The following is a 19,532-nucleotide window of genomic DNA, read 5'->3' as shown; positions in this document are numbered from 1 at the left end:
CATTCTACGCCATCGGGTGTGTTCTCGTAAACGTTTACGGAAAAACGTTTACGGTGACACCGTGGATGCCGTGACACTCGGCCAGGAGGGGCCGAGCGGAGGAGGAGCGCTGGATGATGAAGGTCGTCCTGGTCGGGTGCGGAGCCATGAGCAAGCACTGGCTCGATGCCGCAAGGCGGATCGACGGACTTGCCATTGCCGGCCTTGTCGATCTCGATGCCGAACGGGCGCAGGCGAGGGCGCGCGAATACGACCTCACCAACGCAGTCATCGGCACCAGCCTCGACGCCGTTCTCGACGAGACGAAGCCCGACGCCGTGTTCGATGTCGTGGTTCCGGCGGCCCGCCGCGAGGTCGCGCTTTCGGCCTTTGCCCATCACTCTCACCTGCTCACCGAAAAGCCGCTGGCCGACAGCCCGGACAATGCGCGGGCCATCATCGCGGCGGCGCGCCAGGCCGGCCGCGTCCATGCGGTTGTCCAGAACCGGCGCTATGTCGCCAATGTCCGGCGCATCAGGCGCTTCCTCGATTCCGGAGCGATCGGCAGGCCGACCAGCATCCATGCCGACTTCTTCATCGCGCCGCATTTCGGCGGCTTTCGCGAGGAGATGCGCCACGTGCTGCTGCTCGACATGGCGATCCACACGTTCGACGCCGCGCGCTACATGGTCGCCGGCGAACCGGCCAGCGTCTATTGCCAGGAATGGGAGCCGGCCGGATCCTGGTACCGGCAGGGCTCGTCGGCGAGTGCCGTCTTCGACCTCGGCGGCGGCAAGGTCTTCACCTATGCCGGCTCCTGGTGCGCCGACGGTTTCCGCACCAGCTGGGAAGGCAGCTGGCGCATCGTCGCCGAGCGCGGCAGCCTGTTGTGGGATGGCCATGACGGGCTGAAGGCGGAGGCGGTTGCGTCCGGCCGCGACGGCATCATCGACAAGACGCAAGCCATCGAGGTGCCGGCGCTCGACCCGGCCGACCGGGTCGATGGCCATCTGGGCATCATCCAGGATTTCATGCGCGCGATCGAAACCGGCACCGAGCCCGAAACGCGCGGCGCCGACAACATCAAGAGCCTCGCCATGGTGTTCGGCGCGATCGAAAGCGCGGAGACCGGACGGCGCGTGGCGATCAGGCAGGACGCAGAATGATGCCAAACCCGCTTCTCGACATCAGGATCGGCACGATGGTGCGGGCCAATCTCGACGATCCGGCCGCCTATGTCAGGCAGATCCTGCCGCTCGGCTTCGAGAGCATCCAGCCCTTCTTCTGGCAGACGCTGGGCGGCAAGGATCTGCCTCGGCTGGCCGGCCAGATCAAGGAGGCGATCGGCGATGCCGATGTGACCGTGTCGTCGATCGGCGTGTTCGGCAATCCGCTGGAGAGCGGCGAGGTCGATCGCGGCGTGCTCGCGGCCTGGGAAACGGTGATCGACAATGTGCATCTGTTCGGTGCTTCGATGGTCTGCGGCTTCACCGGCCGCCTGCGCGGCAAGAAGCTGACCGACAGCCTGCCGCGTTTCCGCGAGGTGTGGGGGCCGCTGGCCAGGCGCGCCGCCGACAAGGGTGTGCGCATCGCCTTCGAGAACTGCGCCATGGACGGCAACTGGGCGAGCGGCGACTGGAACATCGCCCACAATCCCGACGCCTGGGAACTGATGTTCAACGAAGTGCCCGACGACAATCTCGGCCTCGAATGGGAGCCCTGCCACCAGCTCGTCTATCTGATCGATCCGATCCCGCAGATCCGCAAATGGGCGCCGCGCATCTTTCACGTCCACGGCAAGGACGCGACGGTGCGCTGGGACGTCATCCGCGAGCATGGCGTGTTCGGCCGGCTGCCCTTCGTGCAGATGCGCACGCCGGGCTTCGGCGACAGCGACTGGACGCGGGTGATCAGCGAATTGCGGCTGGCCGGCTACAAGGGCGCCATCGACATCGAGGGCTGGCACGACCCGGTCTATCGCGGCGATCTCGAGATCACCGGCCAGGCGCGCGCGCTCGATTATCTGAAGCAATGCCGGGGAGGGACCAGCTACCTGCCCAATCCGGTTTGAGTGCCGGCCGGCGGGAGGAGCCGGCCGATCGGAGTGACTGTCGAAAACCCTTGATCGCGAGGGACCAAAAGGGAGGAACGTGCATGAGCATGACGACCAGAAGGACTGTTCTGCGCTCGACCGTCGTGGCGGCCGCCACGGCGCTCTGCGCCTCGATTTCCACCTTGCCGGCACAGGCGCTCGACGCCCAATGGTGCAAGGACGTCCACATCCGCTTCTTCGTCGGTGGCGCCGAGGGCGACGCCTTCGGCACCATCGTCTACAATGGCGCCAAGCAGGCCGCGGCCGATCTCGGGCCGAAGGTCGACTACATCTTCTCGCAATGGGACGTCGAGAAGATGGTGCAGCAATTGCGCGAGGCGGTCGCGGTCAAGCCGCAAGGCATCGCCATGATGGGCCATCCTGGCGATGCCGCGATCATGCCGCTCGCCGAACAGGCGCATAAGGACGGCATCAAGATGATGTACCAGAACGTGCCGGTGCCGAAGGTGACAGCGGCGTTCGGCGGCGGCTATGTCGGCGCGCAGCAGGAGCAGCAGGGCCGCGCGCTCGGCGCCGAGGCGTTCAAGCTCGGCAAGCTCAAGGCCGGCGACAAGGCGATCATGATCGGCCCGTTCGAGAACGAGAACCGCGGCGCGCGCGAGCGCGGCACGGTCGCCGCGCTGAAGGAGGCGGGCGTCGAGGTCATCCAGCTCTCCTCGCCGCCGAGCGGCGAATGGGCGTCCGACCCGAACCTCGCCATTCCGGTGATCACGGCGGCACTGCTCAACCACCCCGACGTCAAGGCGGTCGGCTATCCAGGCGGCCAGATGCTCGGCAACGTCGCCACCTACATGCAGGCGGCGGGGCGCAAGCCCGGCGACATCTTCAATTTCGGCTTCGACACCAGCCCGCAGATCGTCGAAGGTTTCAAGGGCGGCTGGGTGCAGTTGACCGCCGACCAGCAGCCTTTCCTGCAGGGCTATCTGCCGATCCTCAGCCTCTGCCAGCAGGTGGTGCTCGGTCTTGCGCCCATGAATGTCGACACCGGTGCCGGCTTCGTCACGCCGCAGAACTACGAGATCGTCTCAGAGCTCGCCAAGCAGGCGCTGCGCTGACCTCCCAGGCCGCCGGCCGGACCCAACCCGGCCGGCGGGACCGCCGGCGAAGAAGCCGTCGAACAGACATTGCAAGCGAGGATCGCATGGGCGAACGCATCATCGAACTGCGCGACATCAAGAAATCCTACGGCCAGGTCTATGCGCTGGGCGGCGTCAACCTCAGCGTCGATCGCGGCGAGGTTGTCGGCCTGATCGGCGACAATGGCGCCGGCAAGTCGACGCTGATCAAGATCCTGTCCGGCGTGGTCAAGCCGACCAGCGGCGACATACTGGTGCGCGGCAAGCCGGTCAGCGGATGGAGCGCGGCGCGCTCGCGCGACGCCGGCATCGAGACGGTGTTCCAGGACCGGGCCCTGGCCGTGCAGCAGACCATCGTGCGCAACATCTTCATGGGCCGCGAGCTGACCGGCTTTCTCGGCTGGCTGAAGGTCAACAAGGAGATCGCTGAGGCGAGCCGGCTGATGCGCGAGATCGGCTTCACCTCGAAAGTGTTCACCCCGCATTCGATCGTCGGCCAGCTCTCCGGCGGCGAGCGCCAGGGCGTGGCGATCGCGCGCGCCATCTACAAGCAGGCCGAGCTGATCATCCTCGACGAGCCGACGACGGCGCTGTCGCTGACCGAGACGGCGAAAGTCTTCCATTTCGTGCGCCAGGTGCGGGCGAGCGGCCGCTCGATCCTGTTCATCGGCCACAACATCCACCATGTCTTCGACATCGCCGACCGTTTCGTGGTGCTCGACCGCGGCAAGGTGGCGCTGACGGCCGACCGCAGCGAGGTGAAGTCGGCCGAGGAGCTGATCAACTTCATGGAAGACGTGGCGCATCCCGGCGGCTTGCCGGGACTGCATGAGGGCGCGGAGCAGGGGGCGTGATGAGCAAGGCCATGGAACCCGATCTGCAAAACCCTCTGGGAAGAACCAGCGGCCAAGCGGCCAAAGAATGGAGCCATCCGTCCAATCACTGGCTGCGCGGCTTCGTCCTCGACAACCGCGCCTCGCTCGGAACACTTGCCGTGTTCATCGTCATGATGGCGGTGTTCATCGCCGCCAATCCGACCGTCTTCACCACCTGGTATCTCTACAGTTCGGTACTGACGACTCTGCCTGTCGCATTGTTCGTGGTCGTGCCGCTGGTCTTCGTCGTCACCTGCGGCGAGATCGACCTGTCGTTTCCGGCGACGATGGGCTTTGCCTCCTGGGTCTTCGCGCTGGTGGTGCAAGCGGGCTACGATCCGTTCCTCGGCATCGCCGCAGCGCTGGTCACCGGCACGCTGCTCGGCTTCCTCGTCGGGTCGCTGGTCGTCTATGGCGGGTTGTCGTCGCTGATCGCCACGCTCGGCATGAACTTCCTGCTGCGCGGCCTGATCCAGATCATCAACGAGGGCAAGTCGACGGCGCTGACCAATCTGGCCGACAGTTGGGCTTACGCGATCTTCTCCAGCCAGCTCTGGGGCATTCCCGTGCAGATCTTCTGGGCGGTCGCCTTCGTCGTCTTTGCGGCGCTGCTCTACAACCGGCACCGCTTCGGCGCGCAGGTCAAGGTGGTCGGCGACAATCCAGACAGCGCCAAGCAGATGGGCATCGACGTCAAGCTGGTGCGGGTGAAGGTGTTCGTCTTCACCGGCATAGGCGCCGCCATAGCCGGCACGTTTTCGGTGATGATCAACTTCACCTGGTGGCCGACGGCCGGCGACGGCTATCTGCTGCCGGTGCTCGCCTCGGTGTTCGTCGGCGGCACGCCGACCTGGGGCGGCATCGGCACGGTCGTCGGCGGCGCGATCGGCGCGGTCACCGTGTCGTTCATCCAGACCGGCGTGGTGGCGGCGGGCCTGAGCGGCTTCTACGTCCAGTTCTTCAACGGGCTGATCATCATCCTGTCGCTGCTCGGCCATAAGTGGAACCAGGCGAGGTACAGGTGAGAGAGTTCACACCGGCGCGACGAACCCGTCCAGCACGCGTTTTTGGCCGGCCTTGTCGAAATCGATGGTGAGCTTGTTGCCTTCGATGGCCGCGATGTTGCCGTTGCCGAATTTCTGGTGGAAGACGCGGTCGCCGACATTGAAAGCTGACGGCGTGTCGGCGACGGATTTGGCGACCAGCTCGCCCTCGATGGTGCGGCCCTTCACCGAGGTGCGGCCGGCGCCATAGCCGCTATCGGTCTCGCCATAGCCGATGCGCTCGACCTGGTGGCCGGAGCGGGTGCCCCAGTTGCGATCGGTCGCCTCGGTGCGGTTGGCCTGCGCGCGCTGCCAGCCGGGCGTGGCATAGGTGTTGGAAAAACTGCCCTGGTCCTTGGCGCCGACATTGTCGAAGCGCGAGGCGCCATAGGGATTTTGCCGGCCGCCGCCACGTCCTGAGGCAAAGGCGCCGCCGCCATAGGGGTTGCCGTAGCCGCCGTAGCTGTTGCCGCCATCGGCGACATCGACATGGGTCTCCGGCAGTTCGTCGAGGAAGCGCGACGGGATCGTCGATTGCCACAGCCCATGGATCAGGCGGTTGGAGACGAACCAGAGGTGCAGGTTCTTTTTCGCCCGCGTCAGGCCGACATAGGCGAGCCGGCGTTCTTCCTCCAGGCCGGAGCGGCCGCCTTCGTCCAGCGCGCGCTGATGCGGGAACAGGCCCTCCTCCCAGCCAGGGAGGAAGACGGTCTCGAATTCGAGGCCCTTGGCAGAATGCAGCGTCATAATCGAGACCGCGTCCTGCTCGGCATTCTGCTCGGCATCCATGACGAGCGCCACATGTTCGAGGAAGGAGCGGAGCGATTCATACTCCTCCATGGAGCGGATCAGCTCTTTCAGGTTCTCCAGCCGCCCGGGCGCCTCCGCCGAGCGGTCGTTCTTCCACATGTCGGTGTAGCCGCTCTCTTCGAGAATCGTCTCGGCAAGCTCGGTGTGCGGTGTCGTCTCCAGCGCCTTCTGCCAGCGTTCGAAATTGGCCGCGACCTCGCGCAGCGCGGCGCGCGGCTTCGGCTTCAGCTCGTCGCTTTCGGCAAGCGTGGCGGCCGCCTCCAGCATCGGGATGCGCATCGCGCGGGCAGTATCATGAATTTGACGAATGGTGGCTTCGCCCAGCCCGCGCTTCGGCACGTTGACGATGCGCTCGAAGGCGAGGTCGTCGCCGCCATTGGCGACGACGCGGAAGAAGGCCAGCGCGTCGCGGATTTCCAGCCGCTCGTAGAAGCGCGGGCCGCCGATGACGCGGTAGTTGAGGCCGAGCGTGATGAAGCGGTCTTCGAAGGCGCGCATCTGGAAGGACGCGCGGACGAGAATCGCCATGTCGTTCAGATTGTGCTTCTGCCGCTGGTAAGCCTCGATGGCGTCGCCTATGGCGCGCGCCTCTTCCTCCGAGTCCCAGGCGGCATGGACATGCACCTTGTCGTCCTCGGGGTCGTCGCGGTCGGTGAACAGCGTCTTGCCGAAGCGGCCCTCATTATGGGCGATGAGGTGCGAGGCGGCGCCCAGAATATGCGCGGTGGAGCGGTAGTTGCGCTCCAGCCGGATGATGGTGGCGCCCGGAAAATCCTTGTCGAAACGCAGGATGTTGTCGACCTCGGCGCCGCGCCAGCCATAGATCGACTGGTCGTCGTCGCCGACGCAGCAGATGTTAACCGGGGATTTGCCTCGGCCTTCGGAGGAAGGGCGCGAGGCCCCCCCCTCTGTCCTGCCGGACATCTCCCCCTCAAGGGGGGAGATCGGCTTGCCTTCCGGCCGCTGCGCCAAAAGCCGCAGCCACATGTATTGGGCCGTGTTGGTGTCCTGGTACTCGTCGACCAGTATGTATTTGAACTTGCGGTGGTATTCCTTCAGCACGTCCGGATAGGCGCGGAAGATGCGGATCGGATGATAGAGCAGGTCGCCGAAGTCGCAGGAATTCAGCGTCTGCAGCCGCTCCTGGTAGGCCTTGTAGAGCTGGCGGCCCTTGCCGTTGCCGAAGCTGCGCGCGTCGCCTTCGGCAATCTCGTCGGGGCCTAGCCCCTTGTTCTTCCAGTTGTCGAGCATCTGGGCGAAGGTCTTGGCCGGCCAGCGCTTGTCGTCCAGCCCTTCGGCCTGGATCAATTGCTTGATCAGCCGCACTACGTCATCGGTGTCGAGGATGGTGAAATCCGATTTCAGCCCGGCAAGCTCAGCATGCCGGCGCAGCAGCTTCACGCCGATCGAGTGGAAGGTGCCGAGCCACGGCATTCCCTCGACATTGCCTTCGCCGATCAGGTGGCCGATGCGCTGCTTCATCTCGCGCGCGGCCTTGTTGGTGAAGGTGACGGCGAGAATCTGCGACGGGAAAGCCCGGCCGGTGGCAAGGATGTGGGCGATGCGGGTGGTGAGCACGCGCGTCTTGCCGGTGCCGGCGCCGGCCAGCACCAGGACCGGACCTTCGGTCGTCTCGACGGCGAGCCGCTGTTCCGGGTTCAAACCCTTCAGGTAATCGGGCGCGCTGTTGTGGCCGCTGCGGGCAGCCATGGCGCGCGCGGCTATGCCGGATGGGGCCGCTGCCGGCCGCGCATTCGGTTCATCGAAAAAAGGCATGTCCTCGGAAAAACCCGACATCGCCCCCGAATGTAGTGATTCGGCAGCGAAAGGCCAGAACTTGTCTACGTTTTGTTCTAGTTTCGCGTGTCCCGGAGCAACTTGACAGCCGGAGCGGGCAAGGGAAAGCTGTGACGGCAGGGCAGGGACGGCATGACGTCTCTAAAGCGCGCAACAGTCGAAGGAGCACCGTCTTGGCTGTCACCATCACCTCCCTCGTCCTCTTCCTCATCGGTCTTGCTCTCGGCGGCGGCGGCATCTGGCTCGCCGCGCTGGGCGGCAGTTGGTATTACTTGATCGCCGGACTGGTCTTCCTGATCACTGCCTGGCTGCTGTTCAGGCGCCGGTCGACCTCGCTCTGGCTCTACGCGCTGTTCGTGCTTGCCACGCTCTGCTGGGCGGTCTGGGAAATCGGTTTCGACTGGTGGCAGCTCGGTCCGCGCGGCGGCGTCATCGTGCTGATAGCGCTCTGGCTTTTGACGCCATGGGCAAGGCGGGGCCTGCGCGGGCCGGACGCGCGTGCGCCGCTGATCCTGGCCGTGCTCGCCTCGCTCGCGGTCGCAGGCTATTCGATGACGGCCGATCCCAAGGATATCGCGGGTACGCTCGGCACTGAGAAGGTGACGACGGCGGCCAATCTCGGCGGCGACATGCCGGACGGCGAGTGGCACTTCTACGGCCGCACGCCCTTCGGCCAGCGCTATTCGCCGCTCGACCAGATCACGCCGGACAATGTCGCCAAATTGCAGCCAGCCTGGACCTACCGCACTGGTGACGTCAAAGGGCCCGACGATATCGGCGAAACGACCTATCAGGTGACGCCGCTCAAGATCGGCGATGCGCTCTACATCTGCACGCCGCATAATTTCGCCATCGCCATCGATGCCGCGACCGGCAAGGAGAAGTGGCGCTACGACCCGAAGATCAAGCTCGACCCCAACCGCCAGCACCAGACCTGCCGCGGCGTGTCTTATTATGCCGACGCCAAGATCGCCGCCGGCCAGCCTTGCGCCCAGCGCGTCTACCTGCCGACCTCCGATGCCAGGCTGATCGCGCTCGATGCGGCGAACGGGCAGGTCTGCCCGTCCTTTGCCGAGGGCGGCACGCTGAACCTGATGGCCAACATGCCTTATCCGAAGTCGGGCTATTACTATTCGACCTCGGCGCCGCTGATCGTCGGCGGCAAGATCATCGTCGGCGGCGCGGTCAACGACAATTACTCGACCGAAGAGCCATCAGGCGTCATCCGCGCCTTCGACGCCGGCACCGGCGCGCTGTTGTGGAATTGGGATTCCGGCAATCCGGACGTGACGACGCCGCTGTCCGCCGGGCAGACCTACACCCACAACTCGCCCAACATGTGGTCGACGGCAAGCGCCGACGAGAAGCTCGGGCTGCTCTATCTGCCGCTCGGCAACCAGACGCCGGACCAGCTCGGCATGGGCCGCAGCGCCAATGTCGAGAAATTCTCCTCCTCGATCACCGCGCTCGACCTCAACACCGGACAGTTGCGCTGGGTGCGGCAGACGGTGCACCACGATCTGTGGGACATGGACGTGCCGGCGCAGCCGACGCTGGTCGACATCGCCACCGCGAACGGCGTCGTGCCGGCGCTGGTCGGGCCGACCAAGCAGGGCGACCTCTATGTGCTCGACCGGCGCACGGGCGAGCCGATTATCCCAGTGAAGGAAGTGCCGGCGCCCGGCGGCGCGATCGAGGGCGATCATGCCTCGCCGACGCAGCCGGCCTCCGACCTTTCCTTCAATCCGAAGCCGCTGACCGGCGCCGACATGTGGGGCATCACCATGTTCGACCAGTTGGCCTGCCGAATCGAGCTTAGGAAGCTGCGCTATGAGGGACGCTATACGCCGCCCTCACTGCAGGGCTCGCTGATCTATCCCGGCAATTTCGGCGTCTTCAACTGGGGTGGCGTCGCGGTCGATCCGGCGCGGCAGGTGATGTTCGGCATGCCGACCTATCTCGCCTTCACCTCGAAGCTCATTCCGCGCGCGGACGTGCCGCCGCCGGGCGACAACACCAAGGGCTCAGAGCAGGGGCTGAACCGCAACGAGGGCGCGCCCTACGCGGTGGTGATGGGGCCGTTCCTGTCGCCGCTCGGCGTTCCCTGCCAGGCGCCGCCCTGGGGTTATGTCGCCGGCGTCGACCTCAAGACGGGAAACATCGCCTACAAGCACCGCAACGGCACCGTCTACGACATGACACCGCTGCCGCTGCCGCTCAAGGTCGGGGTGCCGGGCATCGGCGGACCGATGATCACCGGGGGCGGCGTCGCCTTCCTGGGTGCCGCGGTCGACGATTATCTGCGCGCCTACGACCTCGCCACCGGCAGGCAGCTCTGGCAGGCGAGGCTGCCGGCGGGTGGACAGTCGACGCCGATGACCTATACGGTTGCCGACGGCCGCCAGTTCGTGGTCATCGTCGCCGGCGGCCACGGCTCGGTCGGCACCAAGCCGGGTGATTACGTGATGGCCTATGCTTTGCCGAAATAGATACAGGTGAGGCCGGCCTGCGAAGGCGAGTTCCAGCGCTTCCGGCTTTTTGAGCGTCCAGCCAATTGTTTGGCATTTGCTGGAGATTGGCCGAAGCCTCCGCGACTTCGTCATCCACGGGCGGAGCGACGCGAAGCGGAGCGCAGACCCGAGGATCCATGCCGTTACCTTGATCGAGGAGCGCAGCGGTACAGAATTCTGGACTGTCGCAACACCTCTGCGTCACGGCATGGATCCTCGGGTCTGCGCCGCGTCGCTTCGCTCCTTGCTCCGCCCGTGGATGACGAAGTCGCGGAGGTTTCAGCTACGCAACAGCTGCGGCCTGTCGGACAGCCCGCCGGGTTTCGGCGTTGCCAACGTCGGTGGCATGCGTCAGCGTGAAGAGTTCGCCGAACGGCGCGGGGCGTCCGAGCAGAAAACCTTGCGCCTCGTTGCAGCCTTCGGCGCGCAGGATCGACAACTGGCTGTGCGTCTCGACGCCTTCGGCGAGCACCGGGATGTGCAGGCTCTGGCCGAGCGCCAGCACCGCGCGGATGATGGCCTTGGCCTGCGGGCTGGTCTCGACCTCGGACATGAAGGAGCGGTCGAGCTTGATCTTGTCGAACGGGAAGGCGCGCAGCGTCTCCAGCGAGGAATAGCCGGTGCCGAAATCGTCGATGGCGATGGTGACGCCGAGCGCTTTGATCCGCCGCAGGATGTTCAGGGTGCGGATCTTGTCGGCGATGATGGTGGTTTCGGTGATCTCGAGCTCCAGCCGGCTCGGCTTGAGCCCGGTATCGAGCAGGATTTCATGCACGAGCTTCGGCAGGTCGGCATGGGCGAACTGGACCGGAGAGAGATTGACCGCGACCTTGTAGGGATGATCCCATGAAGCGGCCTTGGCGCAAGCGGTACGCAGCACCCATTCGCCGAGCGGCAGGATGAGGCCGTTTTCCTCGGCCAGCGGAATGAATTCGGCCGGAGAAATATTGCCCCTGGACGGATGCTTCCAGCGCAAAAGCGCCTCGTAGCCGCGAATGTCGCCGGTCGAGACCGACGTCTGAACCTGATAATGCAGGTCGAGCTGACTGTTCTCGACGGCGTCGCGCAGATCGTTGGCCAGCGTCCGGTTGGCGCGGACGGCCTCGTCCATGGCCTGCTCATAGAAGCAGACGTTCTGGGTTATGTTGGCCTTGGCGCGATACATGGCAAGGTCGGCATTGTTGACCAGCGTTTCGCGGTCGAGCGCGTCGTTGGGGTAGATGGCGACGCCGAGGCTGGCGCCGGTGGCGGTTTCGACGTCGCCGACCCTGACCGGCGCGAACAGCGCCGCTTCGAGGCGCGAGATGAAATCGACAAGGTCCGACTGGCTCTTCATGCGCTTGACGCCGGCGAACTCGTCACCGCCGAGGCGGGCGACGAACTCGCCCTCCTGCAGCAACGCGCTCATGCGTTCGGCCAGGTTCTTCAAGGTCTGGTCGCCGGCGCCGTGCCCCCAGATGTCGTTGATCTCCTTGAACCGGTCGAGATCGATGCCGACGATTGCCACCTTGCCGCCGAGTTCGCTGGCGCGGTCGATCTCGCGGTCGAGATGATCGTTGAAGTTCGCCCGGTTGGGCAGGCCGGTCAGCGCGTCGTTCATGGCCAGGTGATGCAGGCGTTGGAAGGCTTCCGAGCGTGTCTTGTCATCGATCAGATAACTGGCAAGGCCGGTGCCGATGATGATCAGCCCGGCAACGGCGACGCCGAGCGCCATGGCATGCAAAGCCAGGGAATCGCTGTTGGCGCCGCCTGTCGCCAGCGGCGTCACCTGGACTGCCGTCATCGCGGTGAAATGCAGGCTGACGATGGCCAGCACCAGAACGGCGGCGGCCCAGTAGTTGCGGCCGGATATACGCTCGTTCAGGGCGACGCTGACGGCGAGGCAGGCAAACACCACCGAAAGCAGGACCGAGGCGGCGATATAGGTTTTGTTCCATTCGACGATGCCGTCGACATGATAGGCGGCCATGCCTGTGTAGTGCATGCCGGAGATTGCGAGGCCGACGATGACGCCACCGACGATCGGGGCAATGCGCGGGGCGTGGGTCGTCGCCGCGATGAAACCGGCGGCGGTGCCGGTGATGGCGATGAACAGCGAGGCGATCGTCAGCACCGGATCGAAGGCAATCGGCGCGCCGGGATCGTACGCCAGCATGGCGATGAAATGCGTGCACCAGATGGATGATCCGGCGCAGACCGAGGTCAGGAAATGCCAGCCGACCTGCTGCAGGCCCTTGGCTTCATGCGCGCGCAGGAAAAGCCTGATGGTCGCCCAGGAGCCAGCGCTGCAGACCAGCGCCGCGAGCAGCACGAGCCACAGATTGTGATCGACTGTCACGCAGGAGATGACGCGCATCATGGCTGGGTAGCCCTCTTCGATCTCGGAGGTGCCGGACCTTTCGCCCCGTCAGATCATCGCCCGGTGTCCTTGGCGGACATCCTGCTCGTCGCGGCGAGGGGTGTGACACAGACGTTGGCAGCCGCCCCCAATGCGGATACCGATAATTCGGTCCACAACCTGATGCGCAACTTCTAATAGGTGGTTAATTGTGCCGGGCGCCCGGGATCGGTGCGCCGGGATGGTTTCCGGAATGTGTACGATAGCTCGATAGGAATTATAATATCGATATTCTTGAAAAGCGGATCAGCTCCGTCGGATGGCTGATCCGCTCAAGGGCTGTTCGCAACGCTTCAAAGCCCGAGATGACCTTTCAGGCTCGGCACCTGGTCCAGCACCTGGTTGGTAAGATCCGGGCCGGCGGCGGCTTCGGCCTGTTTGATCAAGGTCTCGCCGGCCTGCCGGATCTGCGCCATGTCGAGGCCGGACGCCTTGAGGGCGGCAACGCCGTTGATCAGCGCGCCGGCCTTTTCGCCGAGCACGCCGCCGAGCGCGCCCTGCAGCGACGACAACAGGCCGCCGCCCGAACCTGCCGCCGCACTGGGCGCCATCACGTCATATTTCTGCGCCAGCGCATCGGCGCCGGGGATCTGGGCGAAGAAAGACGAAACGCTGGTGCCTTCGGCCTCGTGCTCCAGCACGGAAAAGATGGTGCCGACGACCTTCTCGGTGGTGGGCTCGTCGAGCCCGGCCTTTTGCGAGACGGTGTTGACGATGTCCTGGACATTCATGGCATTCCCCTTTCGTCCTTCGGATCGAAGCTGGATCGGCAGCTTTCCTTCCTAATGTGACAGCACCATCAAGGCTTTCGGAAATGACCAAAATGTGATGGGCGAGTCGCGGCTCTCCGGATCGTCATCTCCGCGTGACTGGACCGTGCGGATCCTGACCCTATCTTGCGGATCGACCTGCCCAATCATCGAGAGAGTTATGACCGAAGCCGTTGCCAAGCCCGTCATCACGCAGGCGATGATCGATGCCTATGACGAATACACGCATCTGACGCTCGACCGGCGCCGCTTCATGGAGCAACTGACGAGACTGGCGGGCTCGGGCGCCGCAGCGGCCGCGATCGCGCCGATGCTGGCGGCGAATTCCGCCCAGGCGGCGATCGTTGCCGAGGACGATGCCAGAGTGAAGGTCGAGGACATCGCCTATCCCGGTTCAAGCGGTGAAATGAAAGGGTACCTGGTCAAGCCGGCCGGCCAGTCCGGCAAGCTCGGCGCCGTCATCGTCATCCACGAAAATCGCGGGCTCAACGCGCATATCCGCGATGTCGCCCGACGCGTGGCGCTGGAGGGATTCGTGGCGCTCGCGCCGGACTTTCTGTCGCCGTTTGGCGGAACGCCGTCCGACGAGGACAAGGCGCGCGACATGTTCACCAAGCTCGACGCTGCCCAGGTCGCAGCCGACGGCGTGGCGACGGTCGCTTACCTCAAGAGCCTCAAAGACGGCAACGGCAAGGTCGGCGCGGTCGGCTTCTGCTGGGGCGGCGGCGCGGTGAACCAGCTTGCCGTGCATGCACCAGACCTGAGCGTCGGCGTCGCCTATTACGGCATGCAGCCCAAGGCAGAGGACGCCGCGAAGATCAAGGCACCGCTGCTGCTTCACTATGCCGGGCTGGACGAGCGCACCAACGCCGGCATCGATGCCTACAAGAAGACGCTCGATGCCGCGCATGTCGAATACAAGGTCTATGTCTATGAAGGCGCCAACCACGCCTTCAACAACGACACCTCGGCCGCGCGCTATGACAAGAAGGCGGCCGATCTTGCCTGGGGCCGGACGGTCGCGTTTCTCAAAGAGAAGCTCGCCTAGTCGATTAATTCATGTATTTGCCGCCGGTTTGTGGAAGGCGACGCCGGCGATCACCATTGCGATACCTATACAGTCGGTCACGCCCGGCACTTGGCGCAGCACGACGATGCCGATGAGCGTCGCCGTAAGCGGCAGCAGCGACAGCATCAGCGCGAAGCTGGCGCGCGGCAGCCGCGCCATGGCGAGCTGGTCGCATATGTAGGGGATGACCGAAGAGCAGACGCCGACGCCGATCGCGGCGATCAGCAGTTGCGGCGACGAGAAGGCCGGCAGCGCTTCGCGGAAGCCGATCGGCAGCACGACGAGGAACGCGACCGCCATCGCGCTGCCGAGGCCGGCAATGCCGATGCCGGCCCGGGCGACGCGGTGCCCGATCACGATGTAGCCGACGAACAGCGCGCCATTCAGAAAGGCCCAGAACAGGCCGATCGGGTCGCTCGACCATTTCACGTCGATGAGCAGCAAGGTGCCGGCAACGGCAACGGTCAGCGCCGCGAAATTGCGCCGGCTGCGCAGGCCGACGAGCGCCACCGCGATCGTGCCGACGAATTCGATGGCCGCCACCAGCGAGATCGGCAGCCGGTCGAGCGCCAGATAGAAGGAGCAGTTCATCACCGCCAGGCAGGCGCCGAAGGCCAGCAGCAGCAGTCGCTGGGCGCGCTCGGCGCGGGCGAAAACGTGCCAGGGCTTTGTCAACGGGGCGAAGATGAGAGCGGCGGTGGCGATGCGGAGCCAGGCCATGCCGAGCACGCCGACCTGGTCGAAAAGCAGCACCGCGAAGGCCGGGCCGAGATAATGGAACACCGCGCTGACGCAGAACCAGACATGCGGAGGTAGCGCATCAGCCAATCCGGTAAAGGCGGGGCCGGCGAGGGCAGGGCGCACCGTTCCGGTACCACCGGAGGCCTGATTTGCGGCGGGAATTTGCTTTCGATCGCTCATGCGCGCATTATCGCAGGCGAAATGCGCAAACTACATGCGCGATCATCGGCATTCCGGAGAATTTTCATTCTGATGGAAGAGAAAAGATTTGAAAAACCTTCGAAATGAAAATGCCGATCTGGACGCCGTCGATCTGAAGATACTGCGGCTCCTGGAAAAGGATGCGCGTATCAGTACCGCGGAAATGGCGCGCGCTGTCGGCCTGTCGGCGCCGAGCGTGGCGGAGCGTATCCGCAAATTGCAGGAGAACGGCGTGATCGAGGCCTATACGGTGAGGATCAATCCGGCGGCGCTCGGGCTGAAACTGTCGGCGTGGCTCAGAATCAGGCCGGTGCCGGGGCAGCTTTCGGTGGTGGCGGACATCATCCGCGAGCTGCCGGAAATCGCGCAATGCGACCGGGTGACCGGCGAGGACTGCTTCATCGCGCTCGCCCATGTCGGCTCGGTGAGCGAGCTCGAGCGCGTGATCGACCGGATCATTCCCTATGCGATGACCAACACCGCGATCATCCAGTCATCGCCGATCGAGCCCCGCTCGCCGCTCGGCGGGTTCAGGCAGAAATGATGAAACAGCGATAATGATCAAGCGTGGCCGCGCCTCATGCGCGCCTGGGTCAGAATCGCGCGCCAGCGGATCATGTCGAACGGAATCGGTTCGTTGTTGTTGGCGATGTGGAAGATCTCGTTGTTGACGTTCTTCAGCGATCGCCAGAAATCATAGTCGGTGATGCGTGGATCGGCCGCCAGCCGCTCCACCTCGACCTTGATGTCGGTTTTCATGCACTGTCCTCGCACCGCATTCCGCCAGCCGCCCGTGCGCAACCCGGTACGGCGGTTTTCGAACGCGCCACTGAGTCGTTCAACGGACTCAAGCGGCTTGTTCACGTTAAAACCTTGGTAAGGTTAACGTGGGCGTTTGCGTGCTTCAAGCGCTCTTGCGTTTGATGCCGATCGAACGGCCGGCGCGTTCCGGCATCGGCAATCCCGCATGGGCGGCGCGCATGGCCTCGACCTCGGCCATCACGTCGGCCGGGAAGGGGGCCACTCTCGGCCCCTCCATATCGACATGTAGCGAGAGCGATTCGGAGGTCGCCGCCAGCCAGCCGTCGACATGACGGATCTCCTGATAGGCGCGCAGGCGCTTCTCGTCATGGTCGATCAACTGGAACGAGACGTTCACCTTGTGGTCGAGATGCAGCTCCTGCACGTAGCAGACATGAACCTCGGCCGTGTAGATCGTCAGGCGCCGCTCCTTGGCGTAGTTCGGCCCCATGCCCATCAGCTCGAACGCCTGGTCCGAGCAGCGGTCGAACAGCACGTTGTAATAGGCCATGTTGAGATGGCCGTTATAGTCGATCCATCCCTTTTCGATCGCCATTGGGCCGGAAATGATCGGTGCGGGGATCGTCATTTTGGTTTCCTTGATCGTCGCTGGACAGGGCGGCTGGTGAGGTTCTCGTCGTTCTGGCGCAATTTCGGACGGAAAACGGCTTCACACTTTTCCTGGAATTGCTTTAGGCATCATCCATAGCTGCATTACAAGAGTGGCCACTGGTCCATTCGCGGAGGAATTCATGGCTTTGAGCGACCTCAACCCGGTCGAGCGCAACGAGGAAGGCATCACTGCTGTGCTCGGCATCCTCAAGCAGCAATTCGGCGAGCGCTTCCAGACCGGCGAGGCGATCCGCGGCCAGCACGCGCACACCACCACCTATATCCCGACCCAGGCGCCTGACGGCGTCGCCTTCGTCGAGACAACGGCGGAAGTGCAGGAGGTCGTGCGCGCCTGCGCCGCCCACCGTGTGCCGGTCATCGCCTTCGGCGTCGGCTCCTCGCTCGAAGGCCATACCAACGCGCCGGGCGGCGGCATCTCCATCGACACCTCGCGCATGAACCGCATCCTGTCCGTCAACCCGCAGGATCTCGACTGCACGGTCGAGCCCGGCGTGACGCGCGAGGATCTCAACCGGCATCTGCGCGACACAGGCCTGTTCTTCCCGATCGATCCCGGCGCCAATGCTTCGCTTGGCGGCATGGCGGCAACCAGGGCATCCGGCACCAACGCCGTGCGCTACGGCACCATGCGGGAAAACGTCCTGTCGCTGACGGCCGTGATGGCCGACGGCGAGACGATGACGACCGGTAAGCGGGCGAAGAAGAGCTCGGCAGGCTACGACCTGACGCGGCTCCTGGTCGGCTCCGAAGGCACGCTCGGCGTCATCACATCGCTGACACTGCGGCTACAGGGCATTCCGCAGGCGATCTCCGGCGGCGTCTGCCCATTCCCCAGCCTTGAGGCGGCCTGCAACACGGTGATCGCGACCATCCAGATGGGCATCCCGGTGGCGCGCATCGAGCTGGTCAACGCGCTGCAGATGCGGGCGATGAAGAATTATTCCAAGCTCGATTATCCGGAAAGCCCATGCCTGTTCGTCGAATTCCACGGCAGCGACGCCGGGGTCGCCGAACAGGCCGAGACCTTCGGCATGATCGCCGAGGAGAATGGCGGCGGACCGTTCCTGTGGACCAGCGTCGCCGAGGAGCGCGCAAAACTCTGGAAGGCGCGGCACGACGCCTACTGGTCGTCGCTGACGCTGCGCCCCGGCGCCAAGGGGCTTTCGACGGACGTTTGCGTGCCGATCTCACGGCTTGCCGAATGCGTTACCGAGACAGAGGCCGACATCGCCGAGATGGGGCTGGTGGCACCCATCGTCGGCCATGCCGGCGACGGCAATTTCCATGTGCTGGTGCTGATGGATGTCGACAACCCGGATGAGATCGCGCTGGCCGAAAAGTTCGTCGCCAGGCTCAACATGCGCGCCATCGCCATGGAGGGCACCTGCACCGGCGAGCACGGCATCGGCCAGGGCAAGGTCGGCTTCCTGCGCCATGAGCTCGGCCATGGCGTCGATGTCATGCGCACGATCAAGCAGGCGCTCGACCCGCTCAACATCATGAACCCGGGCAAGATTTTGCCGGCGGCAGGATAATCCGCCAGCGGAGAACTATTCTCCCACGCCTTCGACAAGTTTCTGCAGCATCGGCCTTGTCGGCGCGAAAAAGGTCGTGCCGGTATGTGGCGTCGAGAAGTCGAGCAGCCGGTCGTAGGCGCCGGGCGGCTCGCCGACATACATGCGCTGCAGCATCTTTTCGATCACCCACAGATAGCGCGTGTAGCCGATGAAATAGGTGCCGAACTCGTTCTGCCCCGGGCGGCCGAACGGCATGTTGTCGCGCAGGATGTCGAACTCGTTGCCGGCATCGTCCTCGATCGTCGCCAGCGACTTGTGCGACTTGCGCGGCTTGTCGTCGTCATCGATCTCGATGTTGTCGATCTTGGTGCGGCCGATGATCTCTTCCTGGACATGCGTCGGCGTTTTGCCCCAGGCGGTCATGTCGTGCAGGTATTTCTGGACCACGACATAACTGCCGCCGGCAAAGTCGTCATCCTCGTCGCCGACCAATGCGGAGGCAGGCAGGTCGAGGCCGGCCGGATTGGCGGTGCCGTCGACAAAGCCCAGAAGATCGCGCGCGTCGAAATAGCGAAAGCCGGATACCTCGTCGACGACGTTCACGCTGTCACCGAGACCGTTCAGCAAAATACGCTCGAACTCGAAGCACATGTCGGGGCGCTCGGCGCGGATATGGAAGAGCAGATCGCCCGGGGTCGAGGGCGCCGAATGCGCCGAGCCCTCGATCGGCGCGAAGGGTTTCAGCTCGCGCGGCCGCCGGTTGGGCGACAGACGGTTCCAGAGCCCGGCGCCGATGCCGGCGATGCAGGACAGCCGGCCCGACAGGTCGCGGAAGCCGACGTTCTTGACGAGGTCGTCGAGTTCGCCGAGCACCGATGCGACCTTCGAGAGAGCCTCTTTGTCGTTGCCGACCGTGACCACCAGGAAGACCGCCGCCGAGGAAAGCGGAGCGTCGACGCTCTGCGCGTCGATGGGCACTCTGTCCCAGTTTTTGCCTGACATCGGGAATGCTCCGTGCTGGGTTGAGATGCGACGGCCAGGGACATGACCGCTGCGGCGAGATGGTCGGGAAAAAGATATCGCGAGCGCGAGCGGTCGCGCAACAGCGGACATTGCCGGTAACTATGGGCAGTCGCTAACGGAATTGCCTCTTTATCGACACGCGGATGCGGGTAGAGTGCGGCTGACTTTCAACCCGG

General features: G+C 64.5%; 16 protein-coding genes. 9 read left to right on the top strand and 7 right to left on the bottom strand.

Features of this window, described 5'->3' with window-relative positions; translation table 11 throughout:
• Positions 1-113: 113 nt before the first annotated feature.
• From KVT37_RS02850 to KVT37_RS02830, 5 genes are all read left to right on the top strand, one after another.
• On the top strand, positions 114-1,145 hold the full coding sequence (locus KVT37_RS02850; RefSeq protein ID WP_217569403.1) for a Gfo/Idh/MocA family protein: 1,032 nt from the start codon (positions 114-116) through the stop codon (positions 1,143-1,145).
• Positions 1,142-2,050 (top strand): sugar phosphate isomerase/epimerase, encoded by a 909-nt coding sequence (locus KVT37_RS02845; RefSeq protein ID WP_217569401.1) that lies wholly within the window; start codon positions 1,142-1,144, stop codon positions 2,048-2,050. The genes KVT37_RS02850 and KVT37_RS02845 overlap by 4 nt, the downstream gene beginning before the upstream one ends.
• A gap of 83 nt (positions 2,051-2,133) precedes the next feature.
• Positions 2,134-3,147 (top strand): substrate-binding domain-containing protein, encoded by a 1,014-nt coding sequence (locus KVT37_RS02840; RefSeq protein ID WP_217569398.1) that lies wholly within the window; start codon positions 2,134-2,136, stop codon positions 3,145-3,147.
• An 86-nt stretch (positions 3,148-3,233) separates the two neighbouring features.
• Positions 3,234-4,022 carry an ATP-binding cassette domain-containing protein gene (locus KVT37_RS02835; RefSeq protein ID WP_217569397.1) on the top strand — a complete coding sequence of 263 codons (789 nt, stop codon included), beginning with the start codon at positions 3,234-3,236 and terminating at the stop codon, positions 4,020-4,022.
• Positions 4,022-5,068, top strand: a complete 1,047-nt coding sequence (locus KVT37_RS02830; protein WP_217569395.1) for an ABC transporter permease — start codon at positions 4,022-4,024, stop codon at positions 5,066-5,068. The genes KVT37_RS02835 and KVT37_RS02830 overlap by 1 nt, the downstream gene beginning before the upstream one ends.
• A 6-nt stretch (positions 5,069-5,074) precedes the next feature.
• On the opposite strand, the gene KVT37_RS02825 is transcribed toward KVT37_RS02830, so the two are convergent.
• Positions 5,075-7,693: an ATP-dependent helicase gene (locus KVT37_RS02825; RefSeq protein ID WP_217569393.1), complete on the bottom strand. Its 2,619-nt coding sequence runs from the start codon at positions 7,691-7,693 to the stop codon at positions 5,075-5,077.
• A 173-nt stretch (positions 7,694-7,866) separates the two neighbouring features.
• On the opposite strand from KVT37_RS02825, the gene KVT37_RS02820 reads away from it, so the two are divergent.
• Positions 7,867-10,182 carry a glucose/quinate/shikimate family membrane-bound PQQ-dependent dehydrogenase gene (locus KVT37_RS02820; protein WP_217569391.1) on the top strand — a complete coding sequence of 772 codons (2,316 nt, stop codon included), beginning with the start codon at positions 7,867-7,869 and terminating at the stop codon, positions 10,180-10,182.
• Positions 10,183-10,486: 304 nt separating this feature from the next.
• On the opposite strand, the gene KVT37_RS02815 is transcribed toward KVT37_RS02820, so the two are convergent.
• Both KVT37_RS02815 and KVT37_RS02810 read right to left on the bottom strand, forming a co-directional pair.
• Positions 10,487-12,562, bottom strand: coding sequence for a bifunctional diguanylate cyclase/phosphodiesterase (locus KVT37_RS02815; protein WP_306796728.1), 2,076 nt, complete (start codon positions 12,560-12,562; stop codon positions 10,487-10,489).
• A gap of 332 nt (positions 12,563-12,894) precedes the next feature.
• Positions 12,895-13,332 (bottom strand): hypothetical protein, encoded by a 438-nt coding sequence (locus KVT37_RS02810; protein ID WP_217569389.1) that lies wholly within the window; start codon positions 13,330-13,332, stop codon positions 12,895-12,897.
• 199 nt (positions 13,333-13,531) lie between these two features.
• Between KVT37_RS02810 and KVT37_RS02805 the strand changes: the two genes are divergently transcribed.
• On the top strand, positions 13,532-14,419 hold the full coding sequence (locus KVT37_RS02805; RefSeq protein ID WP_217569387.1) for a dienelactone hydrolase family protein: 888 nt from the start codon (positions 13,532-13,534) through the stop codon (positions 14,417-14,419).
• 9 nt (positions 14,420-14,428) lie between these two features.
• Here KVT37_RS02805 and KVT37_RS02800 read toward each other — a convergent pair whose 3' ends face one another.
• Positions 14,429-15,361 carry a DMT family transporter gene (locus KVT37_RS02800; RefSeq protein WP_217569385.1) on the bottom strand — a complete coding sequence of 311 codons (933 nt, stop codon included), beginning with the start codon at positions 15,359-15,361 and terminating at the stop codon, positions 14,429-14,431.
• An 88-nt stretch (positions 15,362-15,449) separates the two neighbouring features.
• On the opposite strand from KVT37_RS02800, the gene KVT37_RS02795 reads away from it, so the two are divergent.
• Positions 15,450-15,926 carry an Lrp/AsnC family transcriptional regulator gene (locus KVT37_RS02795; RefSeq protein WP_217569384.1) on the top strand — a complete coding sequence of 159 codons (477 nt, stop codon included), beginning with the start codon at positions 15,450-15,452 and terminating at the stop codon, positions 15,924-15,926.
• A gap of 17 nt (positions 15,927-15,943) precedes the next feature.
• On the opposite strand, the gene KVT37_RS02790 is transcribed toward KVT37_RS02795, so the two are convergent.
• Positions 15,944-16,141 (bottom strand): hypothetical protein, encoded by a 198-nt coding sequence (locus KVT37_RS02790; RefSeq protein ID WP_095815615.1) that lies wholly within the window; start codon positions 16,139-16,141, stop codon positions 15,944-15,946.
• Positions 16,142-16,286: 145 nt separating this feature from the next.
• Entirely contained in the window at positions 16,287-16,772 is a 486-nt protein-coding gene (locus KVT37_RS02785) for a thioesterase family protein (RefSeq protein ID WP_217569382.1), read from the bottom strand.
• Between the two features lie 163 nt (positions 16,773-16,935).
• On the opposite strand from KVT37_RS02785, the gene KVT37_RS02780 reads away from it, so the two are divergent.
• Positions 16,936-18,351: an FAD-binding oxidoreductase gene (locus KVT37_RS02780; RefSeq protein WP_217569380.1), complete on the top strand. Its 1,416-nt coding sequence runs from the start codon at positions 16,936-16,938 to the stop codon at positions 18,349-18,351.
• 15 nt (positions 18,352-18,366) lie between these two features.
• Here KVT37_RS02780 and KVT37_RS02775 read toward each other — a convergent pair whose 3' ends face one another.
• Positions 18,367-19,335 (bottom strand): Dyp-type peroxidase, encoded by a 969-nt coding sequence (locus KVT37_RS02775; protein WP_217569378.1) that lies wholly within the window; start codon positions 19,333-19,335, stop codon positions 18,367-18,369.
• Between the last annotated feature and the right edge of the window lie 197 nt (positions 19,336-19,532).

The organism is Mesorhizobium sp. GbtcB19 (genome assembly GCF_019091085.1).
Lineage (GTDB): Bacteria > Pseudomonadota > Alphaproteobacteria > Rhizobiales > Rhizobiaceae > Mesorhizobium.
Note: the sequence above shows the minus strand (reverse complement) of the source record. Positions and strands in the feature narration are given on the sequence as shown.